Genomic DNA, 26,438 nt, shown 5'->3' with positions numbered 1-26,438 from the left:
CGTTATTCCTTGTAACCAAGGCGTCGAAGGCGTTCTTTGACGTCTTCGTTCATATCCGGGCGCTCGACGCTTTCGTCTTCCGTCGAGCGAACGAGCTGTCTGTGTCGGTCGAGTTTTTCCCGAAGACGCTCGGTCAGGTCGGGATGGTCGCCAAATACGTTCCGTTGTTCGCCGGGGTCAGAAACCAGATCGTACAACTCGTCGGCATTGTCTCCGGGTCGTTCGATGAGTTTCCAGTCGCGTTCACGGACACAGAGGTGGTTTCCATCGCCGTCGAACCAGCCACCGATTACGTCCTCACGGGGCCATTCATCGTCGAAAACGAGCGACCGGAGGCTATGTCCGTGGAAGGTATCGGGAATGTCGAGTCCAGCAGCGTCGACGAGTGTAGATGGGACATCGACGAGCCCGACCATGTCGTCGTATTCGGCGTCGTCATCCCATCCATTGACGAACAGCGGAACGTGTGTTTTGACGTCCAGCGCTCGTGCGCCGCCGAAATATCCGTGTTCGAGGAAGTGATCGCCGTGGTCGGCCGTAAACGCCAGTAGGTAGTCTTCGCCCCACTCCGACTCGACGTGCTCGAGGAGCCGACCGATCTCGGCGTCGTTGTACCGAATCTCCGCGTCGTAGAGATCGATGAACGTCTGGAGTTCCTCGTCCGTGACAGCGTCTGGTTCCTCGATGAACTTCCGGCGTAACTTGATGGACTGTCGGTCACTGACGACATCGTCGCGGAATTGTTGTTGATACTCCGCTGGAGGGAGAAACGGATGGTGGACATCCATATAGTGAACCCACAGAAAGGCGGGCTCGTCTGATCCTACCGAGTCTACGAACTCGATTCCCTTATCGGTGATATCCTCCGCGGGGGCGTGATAGGAACCGACGTTGACACCGGCCGAGGACTCGATGAAGTCGTACGCCTGCTGTAGAAGACCATAAATCGGAGTGTTCTGGAGATTGGTCTTGGCCCAGCGGCGGAACGAAGCTGTCGTCGAGTCGTCCGGCGCGGAATCGAAGAACTCGTCCCAGCCGCGATCGTATCCGAATTCGGCCGAGATATAGAGATTGGAGTGATACCCGCCAGTTCGAAACCCGGCATCGTCGAACACTTCCGAGACCAGTGTTTGCTCCTCTGAAACGCTGTGGTGGCCACCGTACATCAGCGGCGTCACGCCGGTCAGGATCGACGGAAAGGAAAATCGAGTGCCACCCACGTGTGCGAATGCGTTCATGAACCGACTACCGTCGGCGGCATACCCGTCGAGTACTGGTGTCGTATCCCGTTCGTACCCGTGATAGCCGACGTGATCGGCCCTGAGAGAATCGATAGTGACGAGGAGGACCTTGTCCATGGATCCGGATGGGCGGCGGTGTCAATTAAGGATTCTCATACACGGTAACGAGATCATACACTGACAACGGCAGGAACGAGAGACTGGACCTTCGTCCGAAACCTCCCCGATAGTGCAATCAGGACTGTAAAGTAAATCGTCGCACCGGCCCCGACAAGGCTAATCGTCCACAGGCGTCCTGCCGGCACTGATGGTGCCAGAAGCACGATGGCACCCCCCATTGCGATCGATGCAACTACCTGCGATCCGATCGGACGAATCGGGAGCGGGGCCTCCTCGAGAATCGAGTGTACCACGATGCCGCCACCAGCGGTCCGGACGCTCGCCGAGACCGCCGTTGCTACCGCAGCACCAACCCAGCTGAACTGCCAGACGAGGACGACGTTCAGGACGACGTTGACGAGAATGAAAACCGCGTTGACTCGCATTGATGCGTCGGGCCTGTCGACTGCATTGACTGTGTTGAGAAGCTGATTCGCGTAGACGTCAGCCGTGTACGCACCGACGAGAATGACGAGGACGACGTAGCCGCGAACGTACTCACCGCTATAAAATCGGAGTATTCGTTCGCCGATCGTGATGGCTCCAACGAGACCTGGGAGCACGATTACCCCGCTGAAAGCGAGCGCTTCGTCGAGAAAATGTGCGACTCGATCGTAGTCACCATCCGAACTGAGATCGCTCATCTCCGGAAACAGTGTACTGCTGATCGAGGCGCTTGCTGTCGCGAGCAGTGATCCGATTCCCCACGCCACTTCATAGATCCCGATCAGTGATGCTCCTGTTGTCCCCGTCAGGAAAATCCCCAGGACCAGTGTATCTAACCAGCCGTACACGCGACTTCGGAGTGCTCCGACCCAGGCGTACTTGGCGTACTCGCCCAGCCCCCGTAGATGTTCTAGGCGCGGTACTGAGGGGCGTATCGGGGCTAGGACAATGGCCACTATCGAGACGAACAAAAGCGATGCCGCATGTCCCAGTGTAATGGCCGCGACGCCGAACCCCAGCAAAATGAGCGCCACCTGGGACCCGGAGCGAACGACGCGGTCGAGTGCCCGCAGGGCTCCTGCCCGAGCGACACGTTTCTGACCCTGCAATCCGAACAGTACCGTCTTGATAGCAGCTGCGCCGACGAGGAGAATTACGATCTCGACATCGTATTCGACAATCACGCGCACGATTGTCTGATTGGGCGTCTCTACTACCTGCAAGAGCCAACTCGTGAGGGATACCACTGCTGTGAGACAGACGACCAGCACCCCATTGAGTGCCAGTCCCCCGCCGAAGTACTGTCCGGGGTCGGCCCCTTCGCTCATCCGCTTGTTGACAGCCTGTGCGACGCCGCTTATCGGAATTGCGAGCCAAAAGAAGCCGACGGCGACGGCGAGTGTGTAGTTGCCAAGGTCGGCCGATCCGCCGAATACGCCAATAGCAAACGTCGCCAGAAATCCCGATACGGAAATGACGACTTGTGTCCCAAAGTGATACAGCGCTGTTTTGCCGAGTCGCATCAGTCCACGTACCCGAGATCTCGCAACTGTCGTTGGACGGCTCCGGAGAACTCGCCGCGCTCTCCGGCACCGACTGGCTGGCCGTGTTCATCGAGCCACTTCTCGAGGCTCCCGGATAACTCGGCGGCAATCTCCGGGCGATCCTCCGTCACGTCAGATTCTTCATCCGGAAGCGCGAACAGATCCGATCCCGATTCACTCTCCTGATAGCGGTACGTATCGGTCCGAAGCGCGGTCAGAGCCGGTAGATGGAATCGGGAGGCGTCGAAGTCCTCGTTGTACTCGTAGAACTCATCGAACTCGACCGGACCGCGCTGTGAAACAGCATACTCCCGTTGTTCTGATCGGAGATCGACTCCTAGCATGCCATCGGTATCGGCACCGGCCACCTCCAGCAGCGTTCGCATGACATCTGTGTGCTGGAGTAGATCGTCTTCACCGACGGTCAGTTCCTCGTTCAGGCCAGCGAGGACGAGTGGAACCCGCGTCACGGCGTCCGTCAAGACATAACTGTGTGAAAGGAGTCCGTACTCGCCGAAGAGTTCACCGTGGTCCGCTGTCACGACGATTACCGTTTCCTCGAGCGGGAGCGATCGCACGTGATCGACGAGCCGCTCGATCATCTCGTCGGTGTACGCGATCTCTGCGTCGTACATTGCCCGGAGTGCCGCCCACTCCCGATCATCGAGCTCGCACCCGTTAGCAACAATTTTCTCCATATTATAGTGAACATCGAGCGCGAACTCGGCAGCTTCACGTGGACTCATTTCGATGTCGTCGGTGTACTTGTCGATATAGGATAGCGGTGGATAGTACGGACGATGGGGCTCATTGTAGTGCAGATAGAAGAAAAACGGCTGCTCGGTACGCATGTCCGCAAGCCAACGCTTGGCCGTCTCGTTCATGAGGTACGGTGAAGCGTGTTTAGCCGTGTCCAGTGTCAGGCCAGCAGAGTGCGTTCGAATATTCCGGACATACTTGATCAACGTGGATAGCGGAAGCTCCGTTATCGTCTCCGAGGCGAGCCACTGGAATCGATCGAATCCACGGTCGAGCCCTGTCGCGGAGCTGACGTATGAATTACGCGAAAGACATGCCGTGTGGTATCCTGCCTCCGAAAAACGCTCGGACACTGTCGTGACACTATCAGGCAGAACGTCGCCGGTGATCCCCACGGTATTACGAGAGGGGGAGAGACCGGTCAGGATCGTACCACTCGAGGGATGTGTGGAATTCCCATGGCTTATGCACGTATCGAAGCCGAAGCCGGCCGATGCGAGATCCGCCAGGTAAGGCGTCGTGTCGCGCTCGTAGCCGCCAATCGTTGTGTGATCGGATCGGACGCTATCGAGCGTAATCCAGATGACGTTTGGCGCGGCCATGGGGGTATTGTCGGAATTCTCACGTACCGTCTTTTGCATTCCGGTTTTCGGTCCGACGTTGCATCGTTCGTCGGTTCGAAAGAGATTAAGCCTTCTGCGCAATGAATATGACACCAAGATGGTTCTTGTCGTGGTTGGCATCGACGCGCTCGATCCGGATCTCGTCGATCCGGACATGCATCCGAACCTTACGCTCACCTCCCATCGAGCTATCGACACCATCGACAGCCACGCCGGCGAGCCAAGCACACACGAGCTCTGGCCGACGATCATCACCGGCCTTCCGCCGTCCGAACACGGCCTCGAACTCGACGACGGCGTGGCGTGGGAGAACCCGTTTCTCCGTCTCGGGAGTGACCTCGCCGAGTTCGTGCTGCCTGACGCGCTCCAGACACGTATCGGCGCGTGGCTGCTGACGAACACGGGGGCAGACGCGTTCCGGACACCGGCGACCTACTACGGGGACAAAAGCATCGAGACGGTGTTCGACGGCCGGGACGCAAAACCGATCGGGATCCCGAACTACGTCGTCGATCCGGACGCAGAGGACCGGGAACACGCGCTCCGGCGGAGTCTCGGTGATCTCTTCGAACGCGACCCGGAAGCGACTGGTGGGCATCGGAGTTCGGATCCCCACGAGTTTTACGAGCAATGTATGGAGATGGCAATGATCAGGATTGCCCGTGCCAGACGAGCGTTGCGAGGAGATCGTCATGAGCTCGTCTTCGCCTATACGAGTGGACTGGACCTCATCGGCCACGTCACCTACGACCTCCATGATCTACAGATGGACGCGTATGCTGAGATCGACGAGTTTGTCGGGGAACTCCGGAACGACCTGGGTGAAGACGATGAACTGCTGCTCGTCAGCGACCACGGTCTCCAGGACGGCGTCCATACGAGCGAAGCGATGGTCGCGGGAACGAACGAAACGATGGTCGACTCCATCGACAGTGTTCTCGACGTCCGAGCGGCGATCGAAGCCGAACTCCGTCGGACCGATCATTCGCCGGACGAGCAAGCCCTTCGGAGAACGCAGGGGGACGGAGATGCCGTCACGGAGCAATTGGAAGATCTAGGGTATATTTGAGCTACCCACGACTGAAGTCGTGGGATTCAGCGTGGACTCCCGTTCTGGCCGATTTGGTTCGAGAGACCTCCGGTCTCTCGTCATCACGAGACGGCTTTGCCGTCTCGAACGACCTCGGCAGGAGAATAGCCTCCATTCACGTTCAACATCCCGCTGTTTAAGCGCACGCCCAAGGGTGCGCCTCCGTCGCCCCCAGTTTGGTTGCGACGGAGATACCGTAACCCGATGTTCTTCGCGGCGTTGTAGTCGGCGTGGTTCTCGTACCCGCACTTCAGGCACTCGAAGTCCTCGCTATCACGGTTATCGGGGTGCGTGAACCCACAGAGCGAGCAACGCCGTGACGTGTTCTCAGGGTCAACCTGCTCAACTGTGATGCCGTGTTCCTCGGATTTGTACTCAACGTACTCGTACAGGCGGTCAAACGCCCATTTGTGCCCCCACGACGCGCCAGTCCGTTCACGAATGTCGGTCAAGTCCTCAAACGCAATGACCGCACACTCATTCTCACGAGCTTCAGCGACGAGTTCGTTGGCGATTCGGTGCAACATCAACTTGAACCGCCCTTCCTCTTTCCGACCGACGGACTGCATATTCTCGTGCGCCCAGCGCGTCCCGCACTGCTGGAGTGAGCCACGCCGCTTCTCGTACTCACGCCGCCAGTGGTCGAACTCGTTGCCCGTCCAGAACGTTCCCGTCGAGGTGACCGCGAGGTTATTCACGCCGAGGTCAACCCCGAGAACCGTTCCGTTCTCAGGTGTCGCCTGTTTCGACGTGTCGGACTCCACTTCCTTCTTGCAGTGGATGTGAAGTACCCAGTCGCCGTCTTGGGAGTGTAGTTCCGCACCCGTAATTTCGTATTCATCTGAAAACAGGTACTCCGAGTGCGGCGTGTCACTATCCTCGTCAGGCAGTACGTAGTCGGCTTCCACGCGACCATCCGTGGTGGCGAGACTCACGTAGTCATCGTGGAACGTCGCGGTGCGGTGGTCGTAGACGACGTGTGGGCTGGTGAACGTCGGTTTCGAGGCTTTCTTACCCTGTTTCCAGCGTGCGACGACGCTTTTGCAGGCTTCCGCGGCTTTGTTCCGAGCGGCTTGTACCAGCCCACCGTTGAATCCGTCCGTTTTCTCTCGCACGTCGTCGTAGGTTTCGTCATCGAGCGTCGTCTTACTCGTGGTGACGTACTCGCCGTGGAACGCGTGGTCTACGACGTACTGTGCCGACCAGAGGAACGTGTCTACGGTGTCTTCGAGGAGTGCAGCTTCATCGCTGTCCACGTCGAGCGCAATGGGGACAGTACGCCGCACCTCCATATCTTATATGTAGGGTCTGTGTTTCTTAAAGATTGGGGAGTCGGCCTGCTCCTGTAACGTGGTTTGATTCCCAGCTGTCGGCTTCTGCGAGCGGGCAAGCCCGCTCGCACGGCCCGCGGAACGTAGTTCCGCGCTGTCATCCCACGGCTAAAGCCGTGGGTTTTCGCCCCCCACTTTCTATAACTACAGTTAAGTCGAACCCCAATCATAACTGGACCAACGAATGGCAGATCCCAACGTTCTGCTGGTTATTCTAGATAGCGTTCGGGCACGGAACTGCAGCGTTTACGGCCATTACAACGAGACGACTCCGTTCCTTGCGGAGTTTGCCCGTGAAGCGACACGCTACGAGCAAGCACGCTCGCCCGGTGCCCGTAGCGTGACGAGCCATACGAGTATTTTCTCCGGCCTGCACGTCGAGGAGCACAACGTGACGGCTGCGAAGTACCGACTGGACCCGTCGCGTTCGGTCTTCGACCGATTGCGGCGGGAGGGCTATTCGACGGGTGTGTTCTCGGCGAACAACTGGATAACGGACGTCGATGTCGGACTGGCCGACGGCTTCGAGCACGTCGTCGGTGCACGGAACGCGATGTTTCCCGATGCATTGAATCCGGAATCGTTCGTCTCACACCACGGGAAAGGCCAATACGGTGCGTTTCTACGGGCCGCACTCACCAGTGGGATGCCGTTCCGATCACTTGCAAACGGCCTCAGTACGAAGCTTTCGACGGATTATCCGACACTCGTCCCGGAGTTCATGAAGGCGTCGACCCCGGCGCGGACCTATGTCGATGCGTTTCTGGAGTGGCACCAGGAGCAGTCCGAACCGTGGGCCGCCTGCGTCAATCTAATGGACGCCCATATCCCATACGAACCAGACGAAGAACATGATCTGTGGGGTGGTGAGCGGTTGCAGACGCTACACGATTCGTTCGACGATCACAAGTGGGACTTCTCGGCCGGTCGACGTCCCTGGTGGCAGAAACGTGCTGTCGAAGCCCTATACGACGGGGCGATCAGAGAGATGGACGCCGAGCTACGGCGACTGATCGGCAAACTTCGGGACCGAGGTGCGCTGGACGACACACTCCTGGTAATCACCAGTGATCACGGCGAGGGGTTCGGCGAGCCGAGCGATCTCCGGCCGGGTATTCGGATTGCCGAACATGGGGTCGGGATCCACGACGTCCTGTTACACGTCCCGCTACTCGTTTCCTTCCCTGGACAATCCGATGGGGTGTCGGTCGACTCACCCGCGTCTCTCACGGAGTTCCCGCGTGTGGTCGAGCAGGTTCGCGACAGCGAGGGGAGTCCCGACGCGTTCTGCCCCGATGGACCGGTGATCGCCTCCGCTGTCGGACTCGACCAACCGCTTCAGGAACGGGCAAGTGAGTATGTAGATGATCTTTCGCCGTGGCTGTCTACGTCACGAGCGGCCTTCGAGGAGATAAGCGACCAGTGCGCGGTCAGAAAGGCATGCGTCGATCGCGATCGATCCGCGACGATTCACGTTCGAAACGCACAAACGTCGTTTCCTGTCGGGAACGATGGCGACGGCAGAGACGGTGTCGATGCCGCGTTCGAGGGGATCTCCGACGCCGGTGTGCGAGACGAGGGCGGGGGCGTTGACGATATCGGCGACGGTACCTATCAGCGCCTCGAGGACCTGGGCTACGTGTAGCAGGAACTTCCAGGGGGTTTTTTGATTCGCACAGCGATACTCCGACAATGCATACTCGCGACGATGTCTGCGTTCTCATCCCCACCTACAACGAGGCGGCGGCCATCGGCGATGTCATCGACGGCTTCCAGGCCGAAGGCCTCGAAAACGTGCTCGTCATCGATGGCGGTTCCAGAGACGACACTCAGGAGATCGCCGCCGAGCACGGCGCACGCGTCGTCGAACAATCTGGCAGCGGGAAAGGCCAGGCCGTCCGAGAGGCATTCGAGTACATCGACGCACCGTACGTCCTCATGGTGGACGGCGACGGCACCTACCGACCGGCAGACGCCGATGCCCTCCTGGAACCACTCCTTTCGGGCGACGCTGACCACGTCATTGGCAATCGTTTCGCGGACATGGAATCGGGCGCGATGACGCGACTCAACCGCGTCGGCAACCGACTCATCAACCGGGCGTTCGCGGGAATCCACGGTCGGAACTTTGTCGACATCCTCTCGGGATATCGGGCAATGACCCGCGATTCGATCGAACGCTTTGACCTTACTTCGGCAGGCTTCGGCATCGAGACCGAACTCTCCGTCGAGTGTGTCAAGCATAATATTACCACCGAGGTTGTTCCAATCCGCTACGAGAGTCGGCCCGAAGACACCGAGACAAACCTCCGGCCGTTCCGTGATGGTGCGGTCATCCTTCTGACGCTGTACCGGATGGCCAAGACGAACAATCCGCTGTTTTATTTCGGCAGCGTCGGGACGGCGAGTCTCCTCGTTGGCGCACTGCTCGGGGTCTACGTCGCGGTCGAGTGGTTCACACGGAATATCTCCCACGAGGTGATCGCCCTCGTTGCCGCCGTCGGGATCATTTTCGGCGTCCAATTGCTCGTCTTCGGCGTCCTTTCAGACATGATCGTCAAACTCCACCGCGAGCAGATGCACCGCCTCGATCAGGTGCTTGACGCTGATCGCAAAACTGAGGACGGATCACGGGACTGATGGAGAACGGGCCCTCAAAACGGCATCAGCGAGCGTATTTGCCCGACAATCCCGCTCGGGTTTTCCGCTCGTCGCCGTTCGAACACGGGGTGGGTTGCGTTGAGGAGTTCCTGTTCGGACTCGAAGCTCCGCTGATCGATCTCTTCGAGCACCTCCTCCAGGGAAACGGCGTTGCCAGAGGCGTTGTACGGCACTTCGAGATCGCCATGCGTTTCGCGCAACTCCTCGGCCGTCGCGGGAAACGAGACGTCTTCGAGGCGTGCGTCGAGCGCCGGGATTCCGAACTCGATGACGTCCGGCTCCGAGAGACCATCGTCGGCTGGTGGGCGAACTCCCATCGTTTACTCGCACGCTCCCGACCCTGTAAAAACCTGTGGGCGAGCGCCCGGTGCCGCGAGTGGCTCCAGTCCTGAATCTAGTGGGGCGACACCGGGCGTCAGCGATAAACCCGCCTGTCCCGTTGATCGGTATATGTCGGCCATGGTGTTAGCGCTGGCCCCGCTCCCGCTGACCACGAGTGGGATTCGTGCGACGATCGACGCCGTTCCCCTGTGGGCCTGGCAGCTGGTCTTGGCCGCCGGTATCCTCCTGTCTGTCGGTATTCTTTACCGGATCGCCCGCCCTCGGGGTCGGTGGGGGCAACGCTTGCGTTCGCGATTCGTTCTCGGCCTGCCCTGGGGGACCCTCCTCGGGCTCGCGTTCGTCGTCTGCGTCTATCTGTTTGTCCAGGGTGGATGGGGGAACCTCCGGGATCCCGTCAGCTTGCCGTTTCAGGCCACATCCTATGCGTATCCGCTCGGCATCCTCACCGCCGGGTTCGCTCACCTGGGCTGGAGTCACTTGTTCGGTAACCTCTGGGCGGGGCTCGTCTTCGGCTCGATCGCCGAGTTCGCCTGGAGCCATTACCCGACCGAACGCGGCAGCGAGTCGTTTTCGTCGTGGCATCGGCATCCGTTCGTCCGGATCGGGATCGTCTTCGTAACGATACTGCTCACCGGGCTGGTCACGGCGGCGTTCTCATGGGGCCCGATCATCGGCTTCTCGGGTGTTACGTACGCGATGGCCGGGTTCGCGCTTGTCTTTTACCCGATCACGACGCTGGTCGCCCTCGTGGGCTGGAGTCGGCTCTGGCACGTCTACAGTGCGTTCGTCTCGCCGTACTCCGTCGCGGAGGCACAGGTACGATATGACACTGTTGGCTGGGCGAGTACAGCCATTCAGGGCCATGCCTTCGGGTTCTTGCTCGGCGTGTTCGTCGCCGCGCTCCTGCTTCGACGGCGTCGGCGGACTGGACATCCCGAACGGATATGGCTCGCAGCCGTGATCTACGGCATCGCCAACGGGCTCTGGCGGGTGTATTGGTTCCTGGGTGGGGGACAGTACGTCCAGTTCAAGGCGGTCGGGACTGCGCTGGTGTTGGTGCTCGCGGGACTCATCGTCGCTGCCGTCGCCGGACCGGACCGGTCAGCAGTGTCGCGGCTGGCCACCGGCGATCGCTCGTCGGATTCACCGCGACGGCTGGCAGCGGCGAGCGTCCTGCTCGCGGTGCTGATAACGATGTCGATGGTCGGCGCGATGGTAAACCTCGCTGCCCCTGCCGGCGGCGGGCTCCCCGACGACGCTGTCGAACTCAAGGATTACGAGATCGCCTACGCCGAGAACGTTACCAACCAGCAGATCGCGGTGTTCGACCTGCCGTACCTCGATCAGGCGACGCAGGTCCGTACCAGCGGCGTCATCGTCACGAGCGAGAAGCGTCACCTCTGGCGGGTCGCGATATCGAAGCGCGCCCTGGAAGCGCGTGGCAGCGGTCGCGTTCTCGTCGGCGGCGTGGGCTGGCGCTCGTCACTCTGGGCGACGCGATCCGGCTGGTCGGTCGTCGGCGGGAACAGCACGTATCGCGTGTTTTTCGATCCCAAAGACCGCGAGAAGCGCCTGGTGCACACGTCATCACCGGCAGTTGCGGATCTCACGTTGGCAAACCGGACGATCGAGCTCCGGCCGGCGAGCGATGCGTTCGAAGTGGCGATCAAACGTGACAACCGGACAGTCGACAAAGTAGCTATTCCGGAAGACGGCGCCACGACGACTGTCGACGGTGTCACCGTCACTCGATCTGGCCGGGATCTCTATGCGAGTATCGACGGAACGTCAATCCGGATCGCCAATCGACAGGTGCCCCCGACTCGTCGGTGATCCTCTCGCGTTCGTCGCGGTTCACGATGACTCGGTCTGCCATTCGATCCGGAATAGCTCGACGTCTATCTCCTTCGAATCGGCGTCGTGGAACGAGAACTGCCGCGGAAGCGACATCGTCGACCCATACGCTGCCGTCACCGTGCCCCCGTTGTCGGCGGCGAAGGCCTCGACGAAGTCGGCGCTGCCCGCGTTGTGGATCGAGTACGAGACCGACGCGATGTCGGCGGCGGTCGCCAGAAACGCCCTGTCTGCGTGTTCGTTCCCGGATTGGGCACCGAACGGTGGGTTCATTACCACGGTGACTGGATCGGACGGACATAGGGGGGGTTCGGTTGCGTCAGCTCGCACCCAGGAGACTGTCGTCTGAGTCCCGATCCGTCGCCGGTTGGCCCGCGCAGTCGAGAGCGGTGATGGATCGACGTCGACGCCGAGTACCTGTGACGGTCCACGAAGGGCCGCGGCGAGCGCGAGCATCCCCGTTCCACAACCCAGATCGACGACAGTCCGTCCCGCGACATCGTCGTTGAGGTCCGCCAGATGGACGAGATGCGCCGCAACCGTGGGAGGCGTCCGGTACTGTTCGAGTGCTGCCGCTGGCTCGTCGAACCCGACGACGACACCCAGTTGCTGGGCCAGCTGTCGTTTGGTACTCATCGATAGCGGGTATTGTGTGGTTACTCAACGGGCTCATGGGTAGAAAAGCGTTCGATACGGCCGACCGGTGGTCCCAGCGGTGCGTCCCCCTGTCTCACCAACCACGTGATCCCGATCGTCTCACGAACTCCAGAGGTGTCGATCCTCCATCGACTTCGGGGCCCGGTACCCGAGTACAGCGTGTCCCTGCGATTCGTGCCACGACGCCATGCGCTCGTCGATGTACTCCGAGCAGTCCTTGCAGTACCATGTTGCCATGTGTGTCCTCCGTGCGGTGGCGTCCGGCTGTACCGACGCCGGCCCACATGCAACAATTAACCATGATATAGGATAATCTTTCCGGTAAATTAGCATGGCCTAGTCACTTCCGGACCGTTGTCCAGGGATCCCATCATCAGTCGCCACGAACTGGGCCGGCAGATCGGCTATCGAGCCACGGGTCCCGATCGGAGTGGATGATCCTCGCCCGACCGTTCACCCCAAACGCTCAATGGGCCGGTGGTCGTCTGAGGGGTATGGAGCGACGTCACCTTTACGGGGCTACCTTCGGCATTGTCGGCCTGCTCCTGGCCGGAATACAGCTAGTGCACGCGACTGAACAGACTGACGTCCCTGTCGCGGTCGTCGTCGACGGGGTACCGTTTGCCATGCTGGGACTTTCACTTTCGTTTGCCGGATACTGGCTTGCGACGTCGGCCGAGTACGACCCGGACCTCCCCCGAATCGCCGCCTGGGCGACCGGTGGGACGTTGCTGTTCGGGGCCGTCGCAGCCCTCATGTTGTTCAGTCAGCGGGTCGCGACCGGCACCTTACAGCGGGTGACGTACATGACGATCGATGGCGTGACAGTCGGAGCCATCGCCGGCACGCTCGTCGGCCTCTACGACGCGCGCAGTCAACACGACCGTCGGCGACTCCAGCGCGAACGTGACCGGACGGAAGCGTTCGCCCGCAAGGCCGCCGACCTCAACAACTACGGCCGGGCGCTCGCCCAGTCCTCGTCCGTCGAGGAAGTTGGTGCCTTCTGCGTCCAGGCGGTGTCCTCGCTCCTCGGCTACGACCAGACTGCCTACGTCGAGGTCGGCCCTGACGGCGAGCGGATCGTCAGCAGTACCGTCGCGGCTGTCCCCGACGATGCGCTCAGAACCCAGGCGAGAAACGCCGTTCAACACGACGATGTCGTCCGAATCCACCGGGCAGATGGGGCCACGGACTCCGGGCAATCGGCATCGTCGGGACTGTCGACGGTGACGCTGTCGATCGGTCTCGACGGAACCGAACCGCTCACTGGCGTGCTCGTGACTGTCGGCGAGATCGAGGATAGCCTCTCATCGGAGGACGAACAGTTGCTGGAGTTGCTGGCCTCCCACGCAGGCATGGTACTCGATCAACTGTCCCGACAGAACGACTCGGCATCGGGCGCGGACGAGAGCGACGCCTGACCGGCGGTATCCGGAACCTCACCGCTCACTCTCGTCGTCACGACCCAGACGCACGCCAGGTTCCACGAACCGATCGCCGGTTCGCGTCCGGTTGCGCTCCGCAATGTTCCCCCACGCTTTCAGCCCTGTTTCGATCCACGCCGGCGGGCAATCCAGCACCTCGCCGAGTGCAGCCAGTTCCCGCGGTGCGCGCATCTGGAGGTGTGTGGTCGCGTCGGCACTCACGACGTAGGGCGCGTCGTATTGCTGGATGAGTTGCCGCAACTTCCGCAGTCCGCGGATCGCCCCCACGCGTTGCCCGCCGTCGCTCCGGAGGACGTGTCGAAGCGACCACTCGATGTGGACCCCGTTTTCGGCAGCCGTCCTGGCGATGACGTGATTGACGTCCCCGTCGTCGGTCAGCGGATGGGCCAGGACGTCAACCGCCGGCTGTTCGACGGCGAAGCGGTTCATCTCGACGGTGCCGCCGTGGACGGCGACCAGCGTTCGATGATCGCGATGGTTGCCGAGAAAGCCACTCGCCCGCGAAGGATCGTCGGCCCGGACCTCGACGCCGTCGACGATGTCGATATCGTAGGATTCGGCGATCGTCGCTCGATCGTATTCGGCGAGTGCGTCACCGTGGTTCCGGACGACCAGTCCGTCGTAGCCGGACTCGGCGGCCGTCGTTGCGAGTCGTGCGACGGTGCTTTCGCCGTCAGGCCGGGCGTGGGCCGCCTCGTACATCACAGTGTTTCGAGTGCCTCACGGACGTGCTCTATCGCGCGGTCCTTCGTCGCCGGATACGCCTCAACTTTCCCCCGGAGCGTGATACCGTCGCCACGCTCGACGCGCCCGTTGAACGCGGCCTGTTTCGAGAGCGTCAGGAAAAACGACGTGTTGTCATCGACCCGCTCTTCGAGCTCGGCAAGGAGGTCCTCGCGCTCGGATGGTTCGAGCGCCCCCAGTTGGGAGAGTACGTGTCTGATTTCGTCCGCCCGTTCCAGCCGCGTCGAGTGGACGAGGATCCGATCACCGTGGTGTCCCTCGCTTGCAGTCTGCTCCAGTTCGGCGTCCTCGGGCATCAGCGTCCGCAGGGCTGACTCGACCCGCGCGCTGTCCTCTGTGGCGTAACAGAACGCCCGCAGATCAACGTAATGGAAGGGGACGGACGACATTCGCGTTCAGTTGTCGGATTCGTCGTCGGCCTCGGCCACGTCTTCTTCATCGTCCGATTCCGTGCTGGACACTTCCTCGTCAGGCGCCGCTTCGAGGGCGTCTTCGGGGACGCCTTGCTCTTGGCCCTCGTCGAACTGCACCGTGTACGTTGCGTCGCCGAACATCGTCTCCATCACACGCGTGACGGTCCCGACCTCCCCGTCGTACTCGCTGTGCTCGTCGTGCATAACGACCGTTTCGTCCTCTTCGAATGCCATGTGAGACAGGTAGTCGGGTAGGGAGTAAAAAGGGACTGATTCGACTGCATGTGTCCAGAAACACACGCTGGGTGGTATCTCGAGACGGACCGGGCGAGACCAGTTCGTCGCTACCGTCCGACGGTCGAACACACTTAAGCCATCGACGGTCGAACACAACCGTATGATTTCCCGCACACGTCTCTCCATGCGATCGGATCACCGACCGAATCCACCCGGAAGAACCAGCAGGCGATGACGGTCGTCGACGACCTCTGGTATCGCGCCGACCTCGCCGAGCAGGAGGCCGAACAGACGTATCATCGACTCCTCGACGATCGGGACGACGTCATGGAGTTTACCCGCACTCGGTACGTCTCCCGTCCCCGTTTCGAGACGATCACCGAACGGATTCAGGACAACGGCCTGCCGTACGGCGCACACATGGTGGTCTCCCGGGACGACGGGGCCCTGTTGCTCGTTCGCCACGACGCCGTCGGCAAGTGGGTGCTCCCCGGTGGCGAAGTCGGCCCGGCGGAGTCGTTCCGAGAGGCAGCACGCCGTGAACTCGCCGAAGAAGCCGGCATCGGGGCCGACTTCGATGATCTCGCGCTCCTCGGGCGCGTCCAGTTTTACTGCAACGAGTACGAAACGTGGGGTGTCCTGCCGATCTACGAAGGGCACGCGACAGAGACGTCACTCACGGTCGCGGACCCGGACGGCGAAATCACGGACGCCGACTGGTTCAGGTCGCTCCCGGAGGATACACGGGATCGCGATGTCCTGGTACGGTTCCGGGATCGGGAGCTAGACAACTAACGAGTTCGTGCTTGCGGGGGAGGACCGAACGATCCTCCGCCCTCTGAGAACGCATACGACGACTGCAGGGCTGTTCGTCAGCGCTTTTCCTTCAGGATGTACGCGATGACCACGAGGGTGATCAGGGCGATCAGGAGTTTCTTTTTCGACATCACGTGCAATCTCGATCCGTGGTGATAAAACAGTTCTGGGTCCGGAACCTTTGACTCACATTTTGGGAAGCTGGCTTCCCAACTCAGCCAGTTCGCCGATGCCCCCATTGGTCAGGTCGACACGACTCACATCAATCGATGAGCTCAGCGACGTCATCTCGGACGATCGTATCACAGTAGCAACACCGAACGCCGTCCTCGAGCACTTCAAACCGGCTCTCGACGGGCTCGTCTTCGGTCGTGATACACTGCGGGTTCGGACACGAGAGGACGCCGACGACTTCGTCCGGACGGGCGACGCGCCGTTTCTCGATGACCTCGAAATCCCGGATGATGTTGATCGTTGCCGCCGGCGCGATCAGCGAGAGGACGTCGACTTCAGCCTGGCTCAACTCCCGGTCTTCGACCTTGACGATGTCTTTCTTGCCGAGCCGGTCGCTCGGGACGTTCATCACGATACTGACGGTATCACCGTCGCCTCCCTCGATACCCAGAATCGAGAGGACGTGCATCGACGCCCCGCCGTTGACGTGGTCGATGACGGTTCCGTTGCGGATCTTGCTGACCCGGAGCTCTTGATCGTCGCTCATGCCGACTCACCCCCGAGGACGAGATCCAGCAGGGCCATCCGGACCGGGACGCCGTTATGTGCCTGCTGGAAGTACTGGGCGTGACTGGTCGCATCGACGTCGTGATCGATCTCGTCGACCCGCGGCAGCGGGTGCAACACCGTGAGGTCGTCGCGGGTGGACTCCAGCGTCTCGGCGTCGATCCGGTATTCGCCCGCGACCTTCCGGTACTCGCTTTCCTCCGGGAAACGCTCCTCTTGAATTCGAGTCACGTACAGCACGTCCAGGCTGTCGAGGACGGTATCGAGCGCGGTGTGCTCGCGGATCGTCGCCCCTTCCTCGTGCAGATCGTACCGGACGTTCCGTGGGAGGCGGAGACTTTCCGGACTGATGAAATGCTGACTGGCATCGAAGTTCGTCAGCGCGTGCGCCAGCGAGTGGACAGTTCGTCCGTACTTCAGATCGCCCATGATCCCGATCGAGAGGTCGTCCAGCCCGGCGTTCTCGCGGATCGTATAGAGGTCCAGCAGCGTCTGCGTCGGATGCTGTCCGGCCCCATCCCCGCCGTTGATCAGCGGCACGTCGACGAATTCGCTGGCCATCTTCGCCGACCCCTCCATCGGGTGGCGTAAGACCAGCGCGTCGGCGTATCCCTCGACGACTCGGACGGTGTCAGCGAGACTTTCACCTTTCTTGACGCTCGAATACTCGACCGGCCCCATATCGACGATGTCACCGCCCAGGCGCTTGATCGACGCGCTGAAACTCATCTTCGTTCGCGTACTCGGCTCGAAAAACAACAGTCCGAGCAACGCGCCCGGATGGCGTTGTCGGAACGCCGTCGGATCGCGTGCGATCTCGGCCGCCCGGTCCAGGACCTCCTCGATGTCGGACCGGGAGAGCTGTTTCGCACTGATGATGTGGTCGTGACGCATTGGTTCCACTCCTGACCCCCGGGCTATTGAATCTCCCGACACACCGGATTGATTTCGGACCCGGACGGCGACGACGGCACGCGATTGACCGACCGATCGTATTCAAGTCACTTGATTTCGCCCCATTCCGGTGGACAGATCCTCCCACAGCGGCTATGGCTGGCATATCCGGAATCTTTAATCAGGTGGGGATTGTAGTGATTATTGATCTATGTCCGACCGGCTCCGGACCGGGATCGACGTACTCGATCGGAAACTCGACGGGGGCATCCCGGCCGGTAGCATCGTCGCGTTGAACGCCACGCCAGCCAGTCAGGCGGAGCTGTTCCTCTACGAGCTGACGGCTACTCGGGGGACGCTGTACCTGTCGCTCGATCGCGCCGAGCAGGCGATCAGTGACAGCCTAGAGCAGTCGCCGACCAGAACTGGCCAACCGACGATCAGACACGTTTCAGGGGAAGCACCGCTCGATAATGCGGGGAAGCTCGTCAGTGCTCTGCCTGAAACGTCGAACCTCATCATCGACCCACTGGATGTCCTCGAAGCACAGGAACCACCGTCTCGATTCCGTTCCTTCATGAACGACCTGCAGAATCACATATTCAACACTGGCAGCCTCGCCGTCTTGCACTGCTTGAACGGTCGCTCGGTACCGCCGCTGCGTGACACGACGGAACACTTCGCCGACGTCGTCTTCGACCTCAACACGACCATCTCGAACGACGAGGTCGAAAACCGACTCGCGATCCCGAAGTTCCGCGGCGGCCGCGCGCCGACGAACGTCATCAAGCTCGACCTGGTCGAGGAAGTCAGCATCGACACCAGCCGCGACATCGCATAACAACGACCTTTTTACTGTCGTTCGAGAGAGCGAAGCTCTCTCGTGATGACGAAAGAGCGCTTGCGCTCTTTCGGACCACAGGGGGTCGCCGTCGGCGACCCCCTTTGCAAAAAGCTCGGCCAAAAACTCCTCCGAGCGCGCCGCGCGGCGCGCTCGGAATGAATCGCGCTCGCTGCGCACGGTTTCAACGTTCGCTTCACCGAAATCGATACGCGATCTCGCATCGCTGGCCGGATGTTCAATAGACAAATTACCAATTCTTCTTCGAAAATCGGCCAGTATATGCCCACGTTCAGCAAGTTACTTGTTGCTATATTCTCTCGGTAGTGGACCATCGCTGGCAGATATGAGCACTTATCACTGGAAGAGCAACCACCCAGAAAGCACTTTACTTGAGAGATTACCATGTATCACATGATAACGCGACGTCAGGTTCTTGCTGCCGTAGGGGTATCTTCGACGCTTGCTGGCTGTCCGGCGGTTTTTCGAGGAGAGCATGTCGTCACGTTATCAGACGAGACGACCATTGAGATCCCGGCTTCACCCGAAGACGTCCCGGTGAGCAACGGAGACAGATCACTCCCGTCGGATATCGGGGAGAACATACACACGGAAGTCACGCTGGGGGATCGTGTCACCGGCGATAGCCCGCATGACGTGCGTATTTTGAACCCCCTCGGTGTGCCGGAGATTTACGTCGGTATCGTCGATCTGGCGGCTGACTCAGTGGTATACGATGAGCGCCATCCGATCCCCGAGGACAAAAAGCTGCAGATCACGCTCCTGGAACATTCGGACTATCTCGTTGCCGTGTCCGTTCCAGAGATCGAACGGCAACACACGGTCCGAGTTCCATGCGACTATTTCGATTGTAATGACTCGACCACGTATATTGGAATCGACGAGGATGGACAGATCTCGTCGAGTATCTTTAGAGAAGCGGTTGCATGTCCGTCACCCTGCTGATCTGTCCGTAATACTACATCAGGGAGACTCGGTAATTTCGTCACGAAACCGACTACAGCCGGTGGATTTCGGTCGTCGCAACGAGAACAGGGAAAGTGCTCACTACAGCCGGTAGAGGTAACAAACCGTGATGAGTCAAAATCGCTCTTTGCCTCTGGAGTAGCTATTTATGTCGTTTATGTATATAGTCCTCTATGAATCGACGTGATCTCCTCGTCGCGGGCAGTACGAGTTTTCTTCTCGGATCGGGTGGTTGCCTCGATAACTCTGACGAAAACGAGCCCCAGAAGGAGAGCAATGACGAAAACGAGTCTCAGGAGGAGAGCAATGACGAAAACGAGCTACAAGAGGAGCATGATGACGAACGATGGGACTATTCTGGATTCGAAGTAACACAGTTTGCCGTCTCATCGAGCGCTGACTGGTGGAGTGACGGGACGGACAGGACAGGATACGTCGAATTGTTCCGTTCGGAGCAGAGTGCTCTCGACGTGCTTGACTTCGAGCGAGTGGACAAGGAACGACGTGAAGATGTGAAATCCTTCGTCGAAAATACTCACTATGGGGGAGCGGCCGAACACCCAGGTGAGGGGCTCCTATATGTCGAATCGGTCGGTCCCCACACGGGATACGACGAAATCGAAATGATGGAACACAGACACGAAAGTACGATTACTGGGACGGCGAAAGTAAAACAGACATCAGAGGAAGGAGAGAACGAAACCACGTTCCCGTCGGCACTTGTTCAGTCCATAGGAGGTTCCGCCAGATACGACATAACGGTTATCGACGGGTGGGGGAACGAAGCCGATATCCAGGGAAGGGCTCACGATCGCCATGACCCGATCGAATTGGAGTCAATAGCTTTGCTCAACGAACACCAGCGGGGATATGAGTACAACGAAGACGGGCGGGGATACGAGTATGATGGAGCCATACGCAGGAGTGGGACTGGGTCGACCGTCACTGATTCCTTCGAGCTACGCGGGGGGTTGCATGCACTCTATTTCGAAACGAAAAGCGCGTCCGACTTCACCATTGACCTCGTACCGGTGGGTTCTGACGAGGATGAGACGCGACTCGCGGACATCGAGACGATCGCCGAAGAGGGGGTCGGCTGGAAGCACGGCGGACAGTTCGCGTTTGTTCCCGCCCCGGGAGCGTATCAACTCGACGTGAGAAGCGAACCCGAATGGAAACTGACACTCATCGATCTGGCCGCTTTCCGATCGAACACCGGGTTCGAAGCCATTTCACTCGGTGAGGGAGAAGAGGTACATGCTCAAGGAGTTTCGGACGAAGTCCACGTTGAAGGGGGAGGATGGAACGGGGTGGTTGGTGCCGTTCGACTCTCGCCGGGAATGCGCATCAAGCTAGCCCAGAACCAGACATTTCAAAACGAGAGCGATTTTCCTCCTGCTGTAACGGCCTACACCGAGTCTGGGCAACGAGAGGTTCTATTTGCCGAGACCGGAGAGGAAGGGGCAACTGTAGAGACAGCCCTAGAGGGAGTCACGTGGTTCGCCAGTAGACTAGTTGAGGGGCACTCGGACGATTGGAGGCTACACATACTGCCTAAATCATAGAGCAATGGTCGCATCAACGGAGACGATCATCGCCCGTTATCGCCATGGTCAGTAGGCAGAAGCAGTGATCAGCCAATTCAAGACAAACTCGTCGGATGTACCACCCCCGGAGGGACCAATAGCAGCTCCAGCAAAAACCAAAACGGCCCGCATCACGGCCCTTTCACACACTCCTCGTAGGCGGATACCATCAAGTCCGGGTTGAAGACGTTCTCGGGCAGGCCCTCGAACCAGCGAATGTCGGTAATCTCCTCGTCGTCGACGGACGGATCGCGGTCGATCGTGGGATCGTCGGCGATGGCCTCGAAGCAGACCAGCGTCCAGCCGACCGTCTCACCAGTCCGTTCATGCTCGAAGGTGAACTCGTCGACTGCGCGGGGTGCGATCGGCGTCGCCTCGACGCCGGTCTCCTCGTCGATCTCCCTGGTGACCGCCGTTTCGAGTGATTCGCCGGGCTGTCGTGCGCCGCCCGGTGCAAGCCAGCCGTCGGCCCAGGGCTCTTCGATCAACAACACGCTGCCCGCTGGGTCGAACGTGAGCGCCACCACGACCCAGCCTGATTGGACAGGTTCCGATTCGCGTGCGTCCGCGAACGCGTCCGCATCGATCTGCTCACGGGTCTCGGTCGTACGGATGTCGTCTCGGTCGGGGAGATCGACGATCGTCATACAGGATAGACAGCACTTTTCATGCGAAACCGGCTCGACGACGGTCGTTGCGAACGGAAGGGCAATGATGTCGGCGACTTACTCTTCGACGTCGAGCTCTTCGGCCAGTTCGTCGGCGTCGACGTCGGCGTCTTCGAGGGCGTCCTCGAGGTCGCCGCCACCGCCGCCCATGCCGGGCATCATGCCGCCCATGCCGCCCATCATGCCGCCGCCCTCGCCGAGGGTCTCCTGGACGATGACGCGGTCGACGCCGAGCAGTTCGACGAACTGCTGGGCGATCTGCTGTTTCTGGAACATCCACTGCTGGTTCATCGAGAGCTGCGGCGTGGCCTCGATGTACAGCGTATCCTTCTCGACCTCGACGGTTTCGGTGACCGGGCCGTCCTCGTCTTCTCCTTCCTCCGCAGCTTCTTCGAGGTCGTCGGCCTCCTCGACGATCTCCTCTTCCTCTTCGACGTCGGTCTCGAACCAGACGTCGAGCTCCATGCCGAGCATGGTGTCGAGCAGGCTTGCGGCCTGCTCTTCGCGGTCGTCGACGGTGTCGAGGATCTCGTAGTCGTACTCGATGTCCTCGCCGGCCAGCGGGTGGTTGAAGTCGACGCGGGCTCGCCCGCCGATGATCGTCTCGATGTAGCCCTGCTCGCCGTCGATGGTGACGGCCGCACCGGGGTAGCGGTCGTCCTCGTCGATCTTGTTGGCGCTGATGGTCCGGACTTCTTCGTCGTCGTACTCGCCGAACGCGTCGACGGCCGGGACGACGACCGACCCCTCGTCGCCGATCTCCTTGCCGGTGATGTCGTCTTCGACGTCCGGGAAGATATGACCCTCGCCGAGGACGATCGTCCGCGGTTCGAACTCCTGGTCCTCGCCGACGCCTTCTTCGTCGGCGACTTCCTGGCTGGTCGTATCGACGAGGTCGCCCCCGTCGACGGTCCAGGCCGTGTAGGCGACCGTAACGAAGTCCCCGTCCTGGAGGCCGTTCGATTCGGCGTCGTGCTCAGCTTCGGTGTCGGCCTCGTCGGCCGCTGTATCGTCGCTCATACCCCAACCGACAGTCGTTTCGCTCTTAAGGACAACGTTTCCGACTCGTACCCGAGAGACAGTACATGCCGAGTCGAGCCGTTTTTGCCCGATGGAGTCTTCCGCCGTGTCATGTACGAGGTCGAACTCAAAGTCCGGGCCGACCATGGGATCGTCAGGGAGCGACTCCTCGAGGCCGGAGCCGATCCCCTCGGGACGATCCGGCAGGTCGACACGTATTACAACGCTCCATACCGGGACTTTGCCGCGACCGACGAGGCACTACGAGTCCGCCGCGAGCACGCCCACGGCGAGGAGACGGCGAAGATCACGTACAAAGGGCCAAAGATCGATGCCGCGTCCAAGACTCGTGAGGAACACGAGGCGACGGTCGGCGACGGTGAGACGGCCGACGCGATTTTCCGCGGTCTCGGGTTCGAACCGGCTGCCACCGTCGAGAAAGAACGCCACCGGTACTCCCTTCGGGAGTTCACCGTTACGCTCGACGACGTGACCGACCTCGGCGAGTTCCTCGAAGTCGAGACCGACGTCGAGACCGAGGCCGACGTCGAAGCAGCACGTGAGTCGGCGACGGCGCTGCTTGCGGACCTCGGCCTCGATCCGGCCGATGGGATCCGGACCTCGTATCTCGGGCTGTTGCTCGATGATGAGCCGTAGTAATTGTTTGGGGTTCGAAGGTTTCCGTAAGTTATAGACGCCGGGGCTGAGTACGTTTCGGCAATGAGTGAACGCAACATTCGGATCACGCAGGCAAGCGGTCAGGCAGTCGAAGATGAGCGCGTCGAGGTCGTCGAGCGCAAGGGGATCGGCCACCCGGACTCGATCTGTGACGGCCTCGCCGAGGCTGTCTCCCAGGCGCTCGCGGGGGCCTATCTCGATCGCGTCGGGAAAGTGCTGCACTACAACACCGACGAGACCCAACTCGTGGCCGGGACATCTGCCCCAGCGTTCGGCGGCGGCGAAGTCATCGAACCGATCTATCTGCTGCTCGTCGGCCGCGCCACCAAGGAGTACCAGGGGACGCGAATCCCGACGGACACGATCGCGCTCGAAGCGGCCCGCGAGTACCTCGACGAGACGTTTCCCCACCTCGACGTCGGGTCGGACGTGATCGTCGATGTCCGGCTTGGGGAGGGCAGCGGCGATCTCCAGGAGGTGTTCGGCGAGGACGGCGCGGTTCCGATGGCCAACGACACGTCCTACGGCGTGGGTCACGCCCCACTCACTGAAACCGAGCAGATCGTCCTGAACACCGAACGTCGTCTCAACGGCGAGTATACTGACGAGAACCCGGAGATCGGGCAGGACATCAAAGTCATGGGCAAGCGAGAGGGCGACGAGATCGACGTGACCGTTGCCGCCGCGACCGTCGACGCACACGTCAACGACATCCACGAGTATCGCGACGCCGTCGAGGGCGTCCGGGAGTTCGTCGCCGACCTCGCGACGGAGTACACGGACCGGGACGTCAGGGTGCAGGTCAACACCGCCGACGACTACGAGGAGGGCGCGATCTACCTGACGACGACCGGGACCAGCGCCGAACAGGGCGACGACGGCTCGGTCGGCCGTGGCAACCGCGCCAACGGCCTCATCACGCCGAACCGGCCGATGAGCATGGAGGCGACCAGCGGGAAAAACCCTGTCAACCACATCGGGAAGATCTACAACCTCCTGAGTACGGAGATCGCCGAGTCGGTCGTCGCGGAGGTCGACGGGATCCGACAGTTGCAGGTCCGACTCCTCAGCCAGATCGGCTCGCCGATCGACGATCCACACGTTGCCGATGCGACCATCATTACGGCAGACGGCGTGGCTATCAGCGACGTCGAGGACGAGGTCGAAGCGATCATCGACGAGGAACTCGCGGACATTACGGGCGTCACCGAGCGCGTCATCGACGGCGACCTCTCGACGTTCTGAGCGGGAGCCGCGATCCGGGCGTTAGCGCTGGCGACGCGTCACGCTCGACCGTGTCGAAGCCTGTTTATCTCCCCGTCGAGTAGCCGGAAGCCAGATGCATCCGCCAGGAGCCGATGTCGTCGTCGTTCGCCACGGCGAAGTCGGCGTCAAGAGCGACCAGGTTCGGATGAAAATGGAGTTTCAGCTTCAGGAAAACCTGAACGCCCTGCTCGCGGATCGCGACCTGCCGGGCGACACCGGCTGTGAGCGCAACCGGCTGTACATTCGGACCGAGGCATCCGCCGTCGAGGCCGCGACCGCAGCCGCTGTCGACGCTCCCGGTGTCGTCTCCGCGAGCCCAGCCGTCTCGGTCGAGCCGACGATGGATGCGATCACTGACGCGCTTGCGGCGGCTGCGCGGGCCTGCCACGACGGCGGCCCCTTCGCCGTCCGCGCCCGCCGGGCGGGCAACGCGGACACTCACGACTTCTCCAGTCGCGACCTCGAATCCGAGGGCGGCCAGGCGATCTGGGACGCGATCGAGAACACGGGCGAGACGCCTGAAGTTGATCTGGACGACCCCGCGTTCACGGCTTTCGTCGACTGTCGACCGGACGAAGCGTTCGTCTTCGTCGAGAAACGGGCTGGTCCGGGTGGCCTGCCGCTGGGGACCCAGAAACCGCTGGTGGCGCTGATAAGCGGCGGGATCGACTCGCCGGTCGCGGCCTGGCAAGTCATGACCCGCGGCGCACCGGTCGTCCCCGTTTACGTCGACCTCGGGGATTATGGCGGTGTCGACCATCGCGCCCGCGCGGAGACCACTGTCGCGGCACTTGCCCGGCGCGCGCCGAACTTCGACCTCCGGCTCCGGGTGCTGGACGGCGGCAAGGCCGTCGAAGAGCTGGTCGCCGAGACCGATGACACACGGATGCTCTCTCTCCGGCGGTTCATGTACAGGGCCGCCGAGACGGTCGCCCGCGAGCACGACGCTGTCGGGATCGTCTCCGGCGAGGCGATCGGCCAAAAGTCGAGTCAGACGACCGCCAACATCGCGGCGACCGACGGCGTCACTGACCTGCCGATCCACCGCCCGTTGCTTACGATGGACAAGACCGACATCATCGAGGCGGCTCGGGATCTGGAGACGTACGACGACGCGACTGTCCCGGCCGGCTGTAACCGTGTCGCCCCGTCCCGTCCGGAGACGGCCGGGACGCCGGCGTCGGTGACGGCGGTTGAGCCTGACGACTTGCTGGCGATGGCCGAATCCGCCGCTCGCGACCCGGCACTGGTCGACGTGGCCGCACACTCCGGCAAGCCGCCGACGGCCGATCGGTGACGAAACCGCTTTGGGCTGGCGCGTCGTTGGTTCGATCGAATGGCTCGTGTCTGTCTCCTCGGGAGCGATGACGTTCCACTCCGGCAGACGTTACTGGGCCACGAGACGGCTCGCGAGGCGTTGACAACCTACGATCTCGCTGAGCCGTATCACAACGCGATCGAACTGGAGACGGTGAGTCTCGGCGCGGCCGTCGCATTGTTGAACGACCTCAACTGGTATCTGGTCCGGTACGTCGACGCCGCACTGATTCGAGAGCCAAGCGTCACTGACACTGAATGGCTTTCACGTGATCTTGCTACCGCGATCCGAGATGGCGAGGTTACGCCAGAAACGTCCGGTCAGTATCTCATGCTCTATGGCGTCGAGCAGCTACAGTCGGCCGCTGAGCCGACCCCGAACGAGCCCGAAACGGGCGCAAGCGACGACGGTCAGCCGCGTTTCGACACCGAAGCACCGCGACTCGTCGAGCCGATGTACGTCACGCGGACGGACGGGTCGATCCCGACGTACGATCTCCGTGACGTCACGGAGACGGTCGTTGTCCGGGTTACCGAACGTGAGTTCACGCGCTGAGTCGGCCGATCCCTCTGGTGGG

At 61.0% G+C, this 26,438-nt stretch carries 27 protein-coding genes; 13 read left to right on the top strand and 14 right to left on the bottom strand.

The genetic code is table 11. The features are described from left to right. Positions 1 to 2: 2 nt before the first annotated feature. The 3 genes from HUTA_RS02650 to HUTA_RS02640 are packed head-to-tail and all read right to left on the bottom strand — an operon-like array spanning position 3 to position 4,251. Entirely contained in the window at positions 3 to 1,358 is a 1,356-nt protein-coding gene (locus tag HUTA_RS02650; RefSeq protein WP_015788306.1) for a sulfatase, read from the bottom strand. 53 nt (positions 1,359 to 1,411) lie between these two features. Further along, positions 1,412 to 2,869: an MATE family efflux transporter gene (locus tag HUTA_RS02645; protein WP_015788305.1), complete on the bottom strand. Its 1,458-nt coding sequence runs from the start codon at positions 2,867 to 2,869 to the stop codon at positions 1,412 to 1,414. After that, complete coding sequence (locus HUTA_RS02640) at positions 2,869 to 4,251, bottom strand: sulfatase (RefSeq protein ID WP_049941162.1); 1,383 nt, start codon at positions 4,249 to 4,251, stop codon at positions 2,869 to 2,871. Before HUTA_RS02640 ends, HUTA_RS02645 begins: the two co-directional genes overlap by 1 nt. Positions 4,252 to 4,369: 118 nt before the next feature. Here HUTA_RS02640 and HUTA_RS02635 point away from each other — a divergent pair, with 118 nt between their 5' ends. Beyond that, positions 4,370 to 5,341 carry an alkaline phosphatase family protein gene (locus HUTA_RS02635; RefSeq protein WP_015788303.1) on the top strand — a complete coding sequence of 324 codons (972 nt, stop codon included), beginning with the start codon at positions 4,370 to 4,372 and terminating at the stop codon, positions 5,339 to 5,341. A gap of 83 nt (positions 5,342 to 5,424) precedes the next feature. Here the strand turns inward: HUTA_RS02635 and HUTA_RS02630 are convergent, their stop codons facing one another. Continuing rightward, positions 5,425 to 6,654, bottom strand: coding sequence for an RNA-guided endonuclease InsQ/TnpB family protein (locus HUTA_RS02630; RefSeq protein ID WP_015788302.1), 1,230 nt, complete (start codon positions 6,652 to 6,654; stop codon positions 5,425 to 5,427). 223 nt (positions 6,655 to 6,877) lie between these two features. On the opposite strand from HUTA_RS02630, the gene HUTA_RS02625 reads away from it, so the two are divergent. Next, a complete protein-coding gene (locus HUTA_RS02625) occupies positions 6,878 to 8,338 on the top strand; it encodes a sulfatase-like hydrolase/transferase (protein WP_015788301.1) in 1,461 nt (486 codons plus the stop codon). Positions 8,339 to 8,385: 47 nt separating this feature from the next. Further along, positions 8,386 to 9,333 (top strand): S-layer glycoprotein N-glycosyltransferase AglJ, encoded by a 948-nt coding sequence (gene aglJ / locus HUTA_RS02620; RefSeq protein WP_015788300.1) that lies wholly within the window; start codon positions 8,386 to 8,388, stop codon positions 9,331 to 9,333. Between the two features lie 14 nt (positions 9,334 to 9,347). On the opposite strand, the gene HUTA_RS02615 is transcribed toward aglJ, so the two are convergent. Further along, entirely contained in the window at positions 9,348 to 9,671 is a 324-nt protein-coding gene (locus HUTA_RS02615; RefSeq protein ID WP_015788299.1) for a DUF5789 family protein, read from the bottom strand. Positions 9,672 to 9,804: 133 nt separating this feature from the next. Between HUTA_RS02615 and HUTA_RS02610 the strand changes: the two genes are divergently transcribed. Continuing rightward, positions 9,805 to 11,529, top strand: coding sequence for a rhomboid family intramembrane serine protease (locus tag HUTA_RS02610; protein WP_015788298.1), 1,725 nt, complete (start codon positions 9,805 to 9,807; stop codon positions 11,527 to 11,529). A 21-nt stretch (positions 11,530 to 11,550) separates the two neighbouring features. Here the strand turns inward: HUTA_RS02610 and HUTA_RS02605 are convergent, their stop codons facing one another. Both HUTA_RS02605 and HUTA_RS15485 read right to left on the bottom strand, forming a co-directional pair. Further along, on the bottom strand, positions 11,551 to 12,186 hold the full coding sequence (locus HUTA_RS02605) for an METTL5 family protein (RefSeq protein ID WP_015788297.1): 636 nt from the start codon (positions 12,184 to 12,186) through the stop codon (positions 11,551 to 11,553). Positions 12,187 to 12,306: 120 nt separating this feature from the next. Continuing rightward, positions 12,307 to 12,444, bottom strand: a complete 138-nt coding sequence (locus HUTA_RS15485; RefSeq protein ID WP_015788296.1) for a hypothetical protein — start codon at positions 12,442 to 12,444, stop codon at positions 12,307 to 12,309. Between the two features lie 257 nt (positions 12,445 to 12,701). On the opposite strand from HUTA_RS15485, the gene HUTA_RS02600 reads away from it, so the two are divergent. Further along, positions 12,702 to 13,628, top strand: a complete 927-nt coding sequence (locus tag HUTA_RS02600; protein WP_015788295.1) for a hypothetical protein — start codon at positions 12,702 to 12,704, stop codon at positions 13,626 to 13,628. 18 nt (positions 13,629 to 13,646) lie between these two features. On the opposite strand, the gene HUTA_RS02595 is transcribed toward HUTA_RS02600, so the two are convergent. Genes HUTA_RS02595 through HUTA_RS02585 form a run of 3 tightly spaced genes read right to left on the bottom strand, consistent with a single transcriptional unit; the run spans position 13,647 to position 15,043 of the window. Continuing rightward, positions 13,647 to 14,354 (bottom strand): RNase P subunit p30 family protein, encoded by a 708-nt coding sequence (locus HUTA_RS02595; protein ID WP_015788294.1) that lies wholly within the window; start codon positions 14,352 to 14,354, stop codon positions 13,647 to 13,649. Continuing rightward, the gene (locus tag HUTA_RS02590; protein WP_015788293.1) at positions 14,354 to 14,785 is read right to left on the bottom strand and encodes an RNA-binding protein; all 432 of its coding nucleotides are present in this window, start codon (positions 14,783 to 14,785) and stop codon (positions 14,354 to 14,356) included. Before HUTA_RS02590 ends, HUTA_RS02595 begins: the two co-directional genes overlap by 1 nt. A gap of 6 nt (positions 14,786 to 14,791) precedes the next feature. Then, positions 14,792 to 15,043 carry a hypothetical protein gene (locus HUTA_RS02585; RefSeq protein WP_049941161.1) on the bottom strand — a complete coding sequence of 84 codons (252 nt, stop codon included), beginning with the start codon at positions 15,041 to 15,043 and terminating at the stop codon, positions 14,792 to 14,794. A 234-nt stretch (positions 15,044 to 15,277) separates the two neighbouring features. Here HUTA_RS02585 and HUTA_RS02580 point away from each other — a divergent pair, with 234 nt between their 5' ends. Next, positions 15,278 to 15,841 carry an NUDIX domain-containing protein gene (locus HUTA_RS02580; protein WP_015788291.1) on the top strand — a complete coding sequence of 188 codons (564 nt, stop codon included), beginning with the start codon at positions 15,278 to 15,280 and terminating at the stop codon, positions 15,839 to 15,841. A gap of 283 nt (positions 15,842 to 16,124) precedes the next feature. Here the strand turns inward: HUTA_RS02580 and pyrI are convergent, their stop codons facing one another. Continuing rightward, positions 16,125 to 16,583 carry an aspartate carbamoyltransferase regulatory subunit gene (pyrI, locus tag HUTA_RS02570; RefSeq protein WP_015788289.1) on the bottom strand — a complete coding sequence of 153 codons (459 nt, stop codon included), beginning with the start codon at positions 16,581 to 16,583 and terminating at the stop codon, positions 16,125 to 16,127. Next, entirely contained in the window at positions 16,580 to 17,497 is a 918-nt protein-coding gene (gene pyrB, locus HUTA_RS02565; RefSeq protein WP_015788288.1) for an aspartate carbamoyltransferase, read from the bottom strand. Before pyrB ends, pyrI begins: the two co-directional genes overlap by 4 nt. Before the next feature lie 211 nt (positions 17,498 to 17,708). On the opposite strand from pyrB, the gene HUTA_RS02560 reads away from it, so the two are divergent. The 3 genes from HUTA_RS02560 to HUTA_RS02550 all read left to right on the top strand — a co-directional run bounded on the left by HUTA_RS02560 (position 17,709) and on the right by HUTA_RS02550 (position 20,890). Beyond that, entirely contained in the window at positions 17,709 to 18,338 is a 630-nt protein-coding gene (locus HUTA_RS02560) for an RAD55 family ATPase (RefSeq protein ID WP_015788287.1), read from the top strand. 414 nt (positions 18,339 to 18,752) lie between these two features. Then, positions 18,753 to 19,304 (top strand): hypothetical protein, encoded by a 552-nt coding sequence (locus HUTA_RS02555; protein WP_049941160.1) that lies wholly within the window; start codon positions 18,753 to 18,755, stop codon positions 19,302 to 19,304. A 194-nt stretch (positions 19,305 to 19,498) separates the two neighbouring features. Further along, entirely contained in the window at positions 19,499 to 20,890 is a 1,392-nt protein-coding gene (locus HUTA_RS02550; protein ID WP_015788285.1) for a hypothetical protein, read from the top strand. A gap of 152 nt (positions 20,891 to 21,042) precedes the next feature. Here the strand turns inward: HUTA_RS02550 and HUTA_RS02545 are convergent, their stop codons facing one another. After that, positions 21,043 to 21,558, bottom strand: a complete 516-nt coding sequence (locus HUTA_RS02545; protein WP_015788284.1) for an NUDIX hydrolase — start codon at positions 21,556 to 21,558, stop codon at positions 21,043 to 21,045. A gap of 78 nt (positions 21,559 to 21,636) precedes the next feature. After that, complete coding sequence (locus tag HUTA_RS02540; RefSeq protein ID WP_015788283.1) at positions 21,637 to 22,599, bottom strand: FKBP-type peptidyl-prolyl cis-trans isomerase; 963 nt, start codon at positions 22,597 to 22,599, stop codon at positions 21,637 to 21,639. Positions 22,600 to 22,710: 111 nt separating this feature from the next. On the opposite strand from HUTA_RS02540, the gene cyaB reads away from it, so the two are divergent. From cyaB to HUTA_RS02520, 4 genes are all read left to right on the top strand, one after another. Beyond that, positions 22,711 to 23,256 (top strand): class IV adenylate cyclase, encoded by a 546-nt coding sequence (gene cyaB, locus HUTA_RS02535; protein WP_015788282.1) that lies wholly within the window; start codon positions 22,711 to 22,713, stop codon positions 23,254 to 23,256. A 63-nt stretch (positions 23,257 to 23,319) separates the two neighbouring features. Then, a complete protein-coding gene (locus HUTA_RS02530; RefSeq protein ID WP_015788281.1) occupies positions 23,320 to 24,522 on the top strand; it encodes a methionine adenosyltransferase in 1,203 nt (400 codons plus the stop codon). A gap of 94 nt (positions 24,523 to 24,616) precedes the next feature. Further along, a complete protein-coding gene (locus tag HUTA_RS02525; RefSeq protein WP_015788280.1) occupies positions 24,617 to 25,840 on the top strand; it encodes a tRNA sulfurtransferase in 1,224 nt (407 codons plus the stop codon). Between the two features lie 39 nt (positions 25,841 to 25,879). Continuing rightward, entirely contained in the window at positions 25,880 to 26,416 is a 537-nt protein-coding gene (locus tag HUTA_RS02520) for a DUF5804 family protein (RefSeq protein ID WP_015788279.1), read from the top strand. Positions 26,417 to 26,438 lie beyond the last annotated feature (22 nt).

This window comes from Halorhabdus utahensis DSM 12940 (genome assembly GCF_000023945.1).
Lineage (GTDB): Archaea > Halobacteriota > Halobacteria > Halobacteriales > Haloarculaceae > Halorhabdus > Halorhabdus utahensis.
The sequence above is the reverse complement of the archived record's forward strand: the minus strand, read 5'-3'. Positions and strand labels throughout refer to the sequence as shown.

Bases quoted from the DNA above. Each gene is read 5' to 3' on its own strand.
- HUTA_RS02650 (WP_015788306.1), bottom strand. From the start codon at position 1,358: ATGGACAAGGTCCTCCTCGTCACTATCGATTCTCTCAGGGCCGATCAC.
- HUTA_RS02645 (WP_015788305.1), bottom strand. From the start codon at position 2,869: ATGCGACTCGGCAAAACAGCGCTGTATCACTTTGGGACACAAGTCGTC.
- HUTA_RS02640 (WP_049941162.1), bottom strand. From the start codon at position 4,251: ATGGCCGCGCCAAACGTCATCTGGATTACGCTCGATAGCGTCCGATCC.
- HUTA_RS02635 (WP_015788303.1), top strand. From the start codon at position 4,370: ATGGTTCTTGTCGTGGTTGGCATCGACGCGCTCGATCCGGATCTCGTC.
- HUTA_RS02630 (WP_015788302.1), bottom strand. From the start codon at position 6,654: ATGGAGGTGCGGCGTACTGTCCCCATTGCGCTCGACGTGGACAGCGAT.
- HUTA_RS02625 (WP_015788301.1), top strand. From the start codon at position 6,878: ATGGCAGATCCCAACGTTCTGCTGGTTATTCTAGATAGCGTTCGGGCA.
- aglJ (WP_015788300.1), top strand. From the start codon at position 8,386: ATGCATACTCGCGACGATGTCTGCGTTCTCATCCCCACCTACAACGAG.
- HUTA_RS02615 (WP_015788299.1), bottom strand. From the start codon at position 9,671: ATGGGAGTTCGCCCACCAGCCGACGATGGTCTCTCGGAGCCGGACGTC.
- HUTA_RS02610 (WP_015788298.1), top strand. From the start codon at position 9,805: ATGTCGGCCATGGTGTTAGCGCTGGCCCCGCTCCCGCTGACCACGAGT.
- HUTA_RS02605 (WP_015788297.1), bottom strand. From the start codon at position 12,186: ATGAGTACCAAACGACAGCTGGCCCAGCAACTGGGTGTCGTCGTCGGG.
- HUTA_RS15485 (WP_015788296.1), bottom strand. From the start codon at position 12,444: ATGGCAACATGGTACTGCAAGGACTGCTCGGAGTACATCGACGAGCGC.
- HUTA_RS02600 (WP_015788295.1), top strand. From the start codon at position 12,702: ATGGAGCGACGTCACCTTTACGGGGCTACCTTCGGCATTGTCGGCCTG.
- HUTA_RS02595 (WP_015788294.1), bottom strand. From the start codon at position 14,354: ATGTACGAGGCGGCCCACGCCCGGCCTGACGGCGAAAGCACCGTCGCA.
- HUTA_RS02590 (WP_015788293.1), bottom strand. From the start codon at position 14,785: ATGTCGTCCGTCCCCTTCCATTACGTTGATCTGCGGGCGTTCTGTTAC.
- HUTA_RS02585 (WP_049941161.1), bottom strand. From the start codon at position 15,043: ATGGCATTCGAAGAGGACGAAACGGTCGTTATGCACGACGAGCACAGC.
- HUTA_RS02580 (WP_015788291.1), top strand. From the start codon at position 15,278: ATGACGGTCGTCGACGACCTCTGGTATCGCGCCGACCTCGCCGAGCAG.
- pyrI (WP_015788289.1), bottom strand. From the start codon at position 16,583: ATGAGCGACGATCAAGAGCTCCGGGTCAGCAAGATCCGCAACGGAACC.
- pyrB (WP_015788288.1), bottom strand. From the start codon at position 17,497: ATGCGTCACGACCACATCATCAGTGCGAAACAGCTCTCCCGGTCCGAC.
- HUTA_RS02560 (WP_015788287.1), top strand. From the start codon at position 17,709: ATGTCCGACCGGCTCCGGACCGGGATCGACGTACTCGATCGGAAACTC.
- HUTA_RS02555 (WP_049941160.1), top strand. From the start codon at position 18,753: ATGATAACGCGACGTCAGGTTCTTGCTGCCGTAGGGGTATCTTCGACG.
- HUTA_RS02550 (WP_015788285.1), top strand. From the start codon at position 19,499: ATGAATCGACGTGATCTCCTCGTCGCGGGCAGTACGAGTTTTCTTCTC.
- HUTA_RS02545 (WP_015788284.1), bottom strand. From the start codon at position 21,558: ATGACGATCGTCGATCTCCCCGACCGAGACGACATCCGTACGACCGAG.
- HUTA_RS02540 (WP_015788283.1), bottom strand. From the start codon at position 22,599: ATGAGCGACGATACAGCGGCCGACGAGGCCGACACCGAAGCTGAGCAC.
- cyaB (WP_015788282.1), top strand. From the start codon at position 22,711: ATGTACGAGGTCGAACTCAAAGTCCGGGCCGACCATGGGATCGTCAGG.
- HUTA_RS02530 (WP_015788281.1), top strand. From the start codon at position 23,320: ATGAGTGAACGCAACATTCGGATCACGCAGGCAAGCGGTCAGGCAGTC.
- HUTA_RS02525 (WP_015788280.1), top strand. From the start codon at position 24,617: ATGCATCCGCCAGGAGCCGATGTCGTCGTCGTTCGCCACGGCGAAGTC.
- HUTA_RS02520 (WP_015788279.1), top strand. From the start codon at position 25,880: ATGGCTCGTGTCTGTCTCCTCGGGAGCGATGACGTTCCACTCCGGCAG.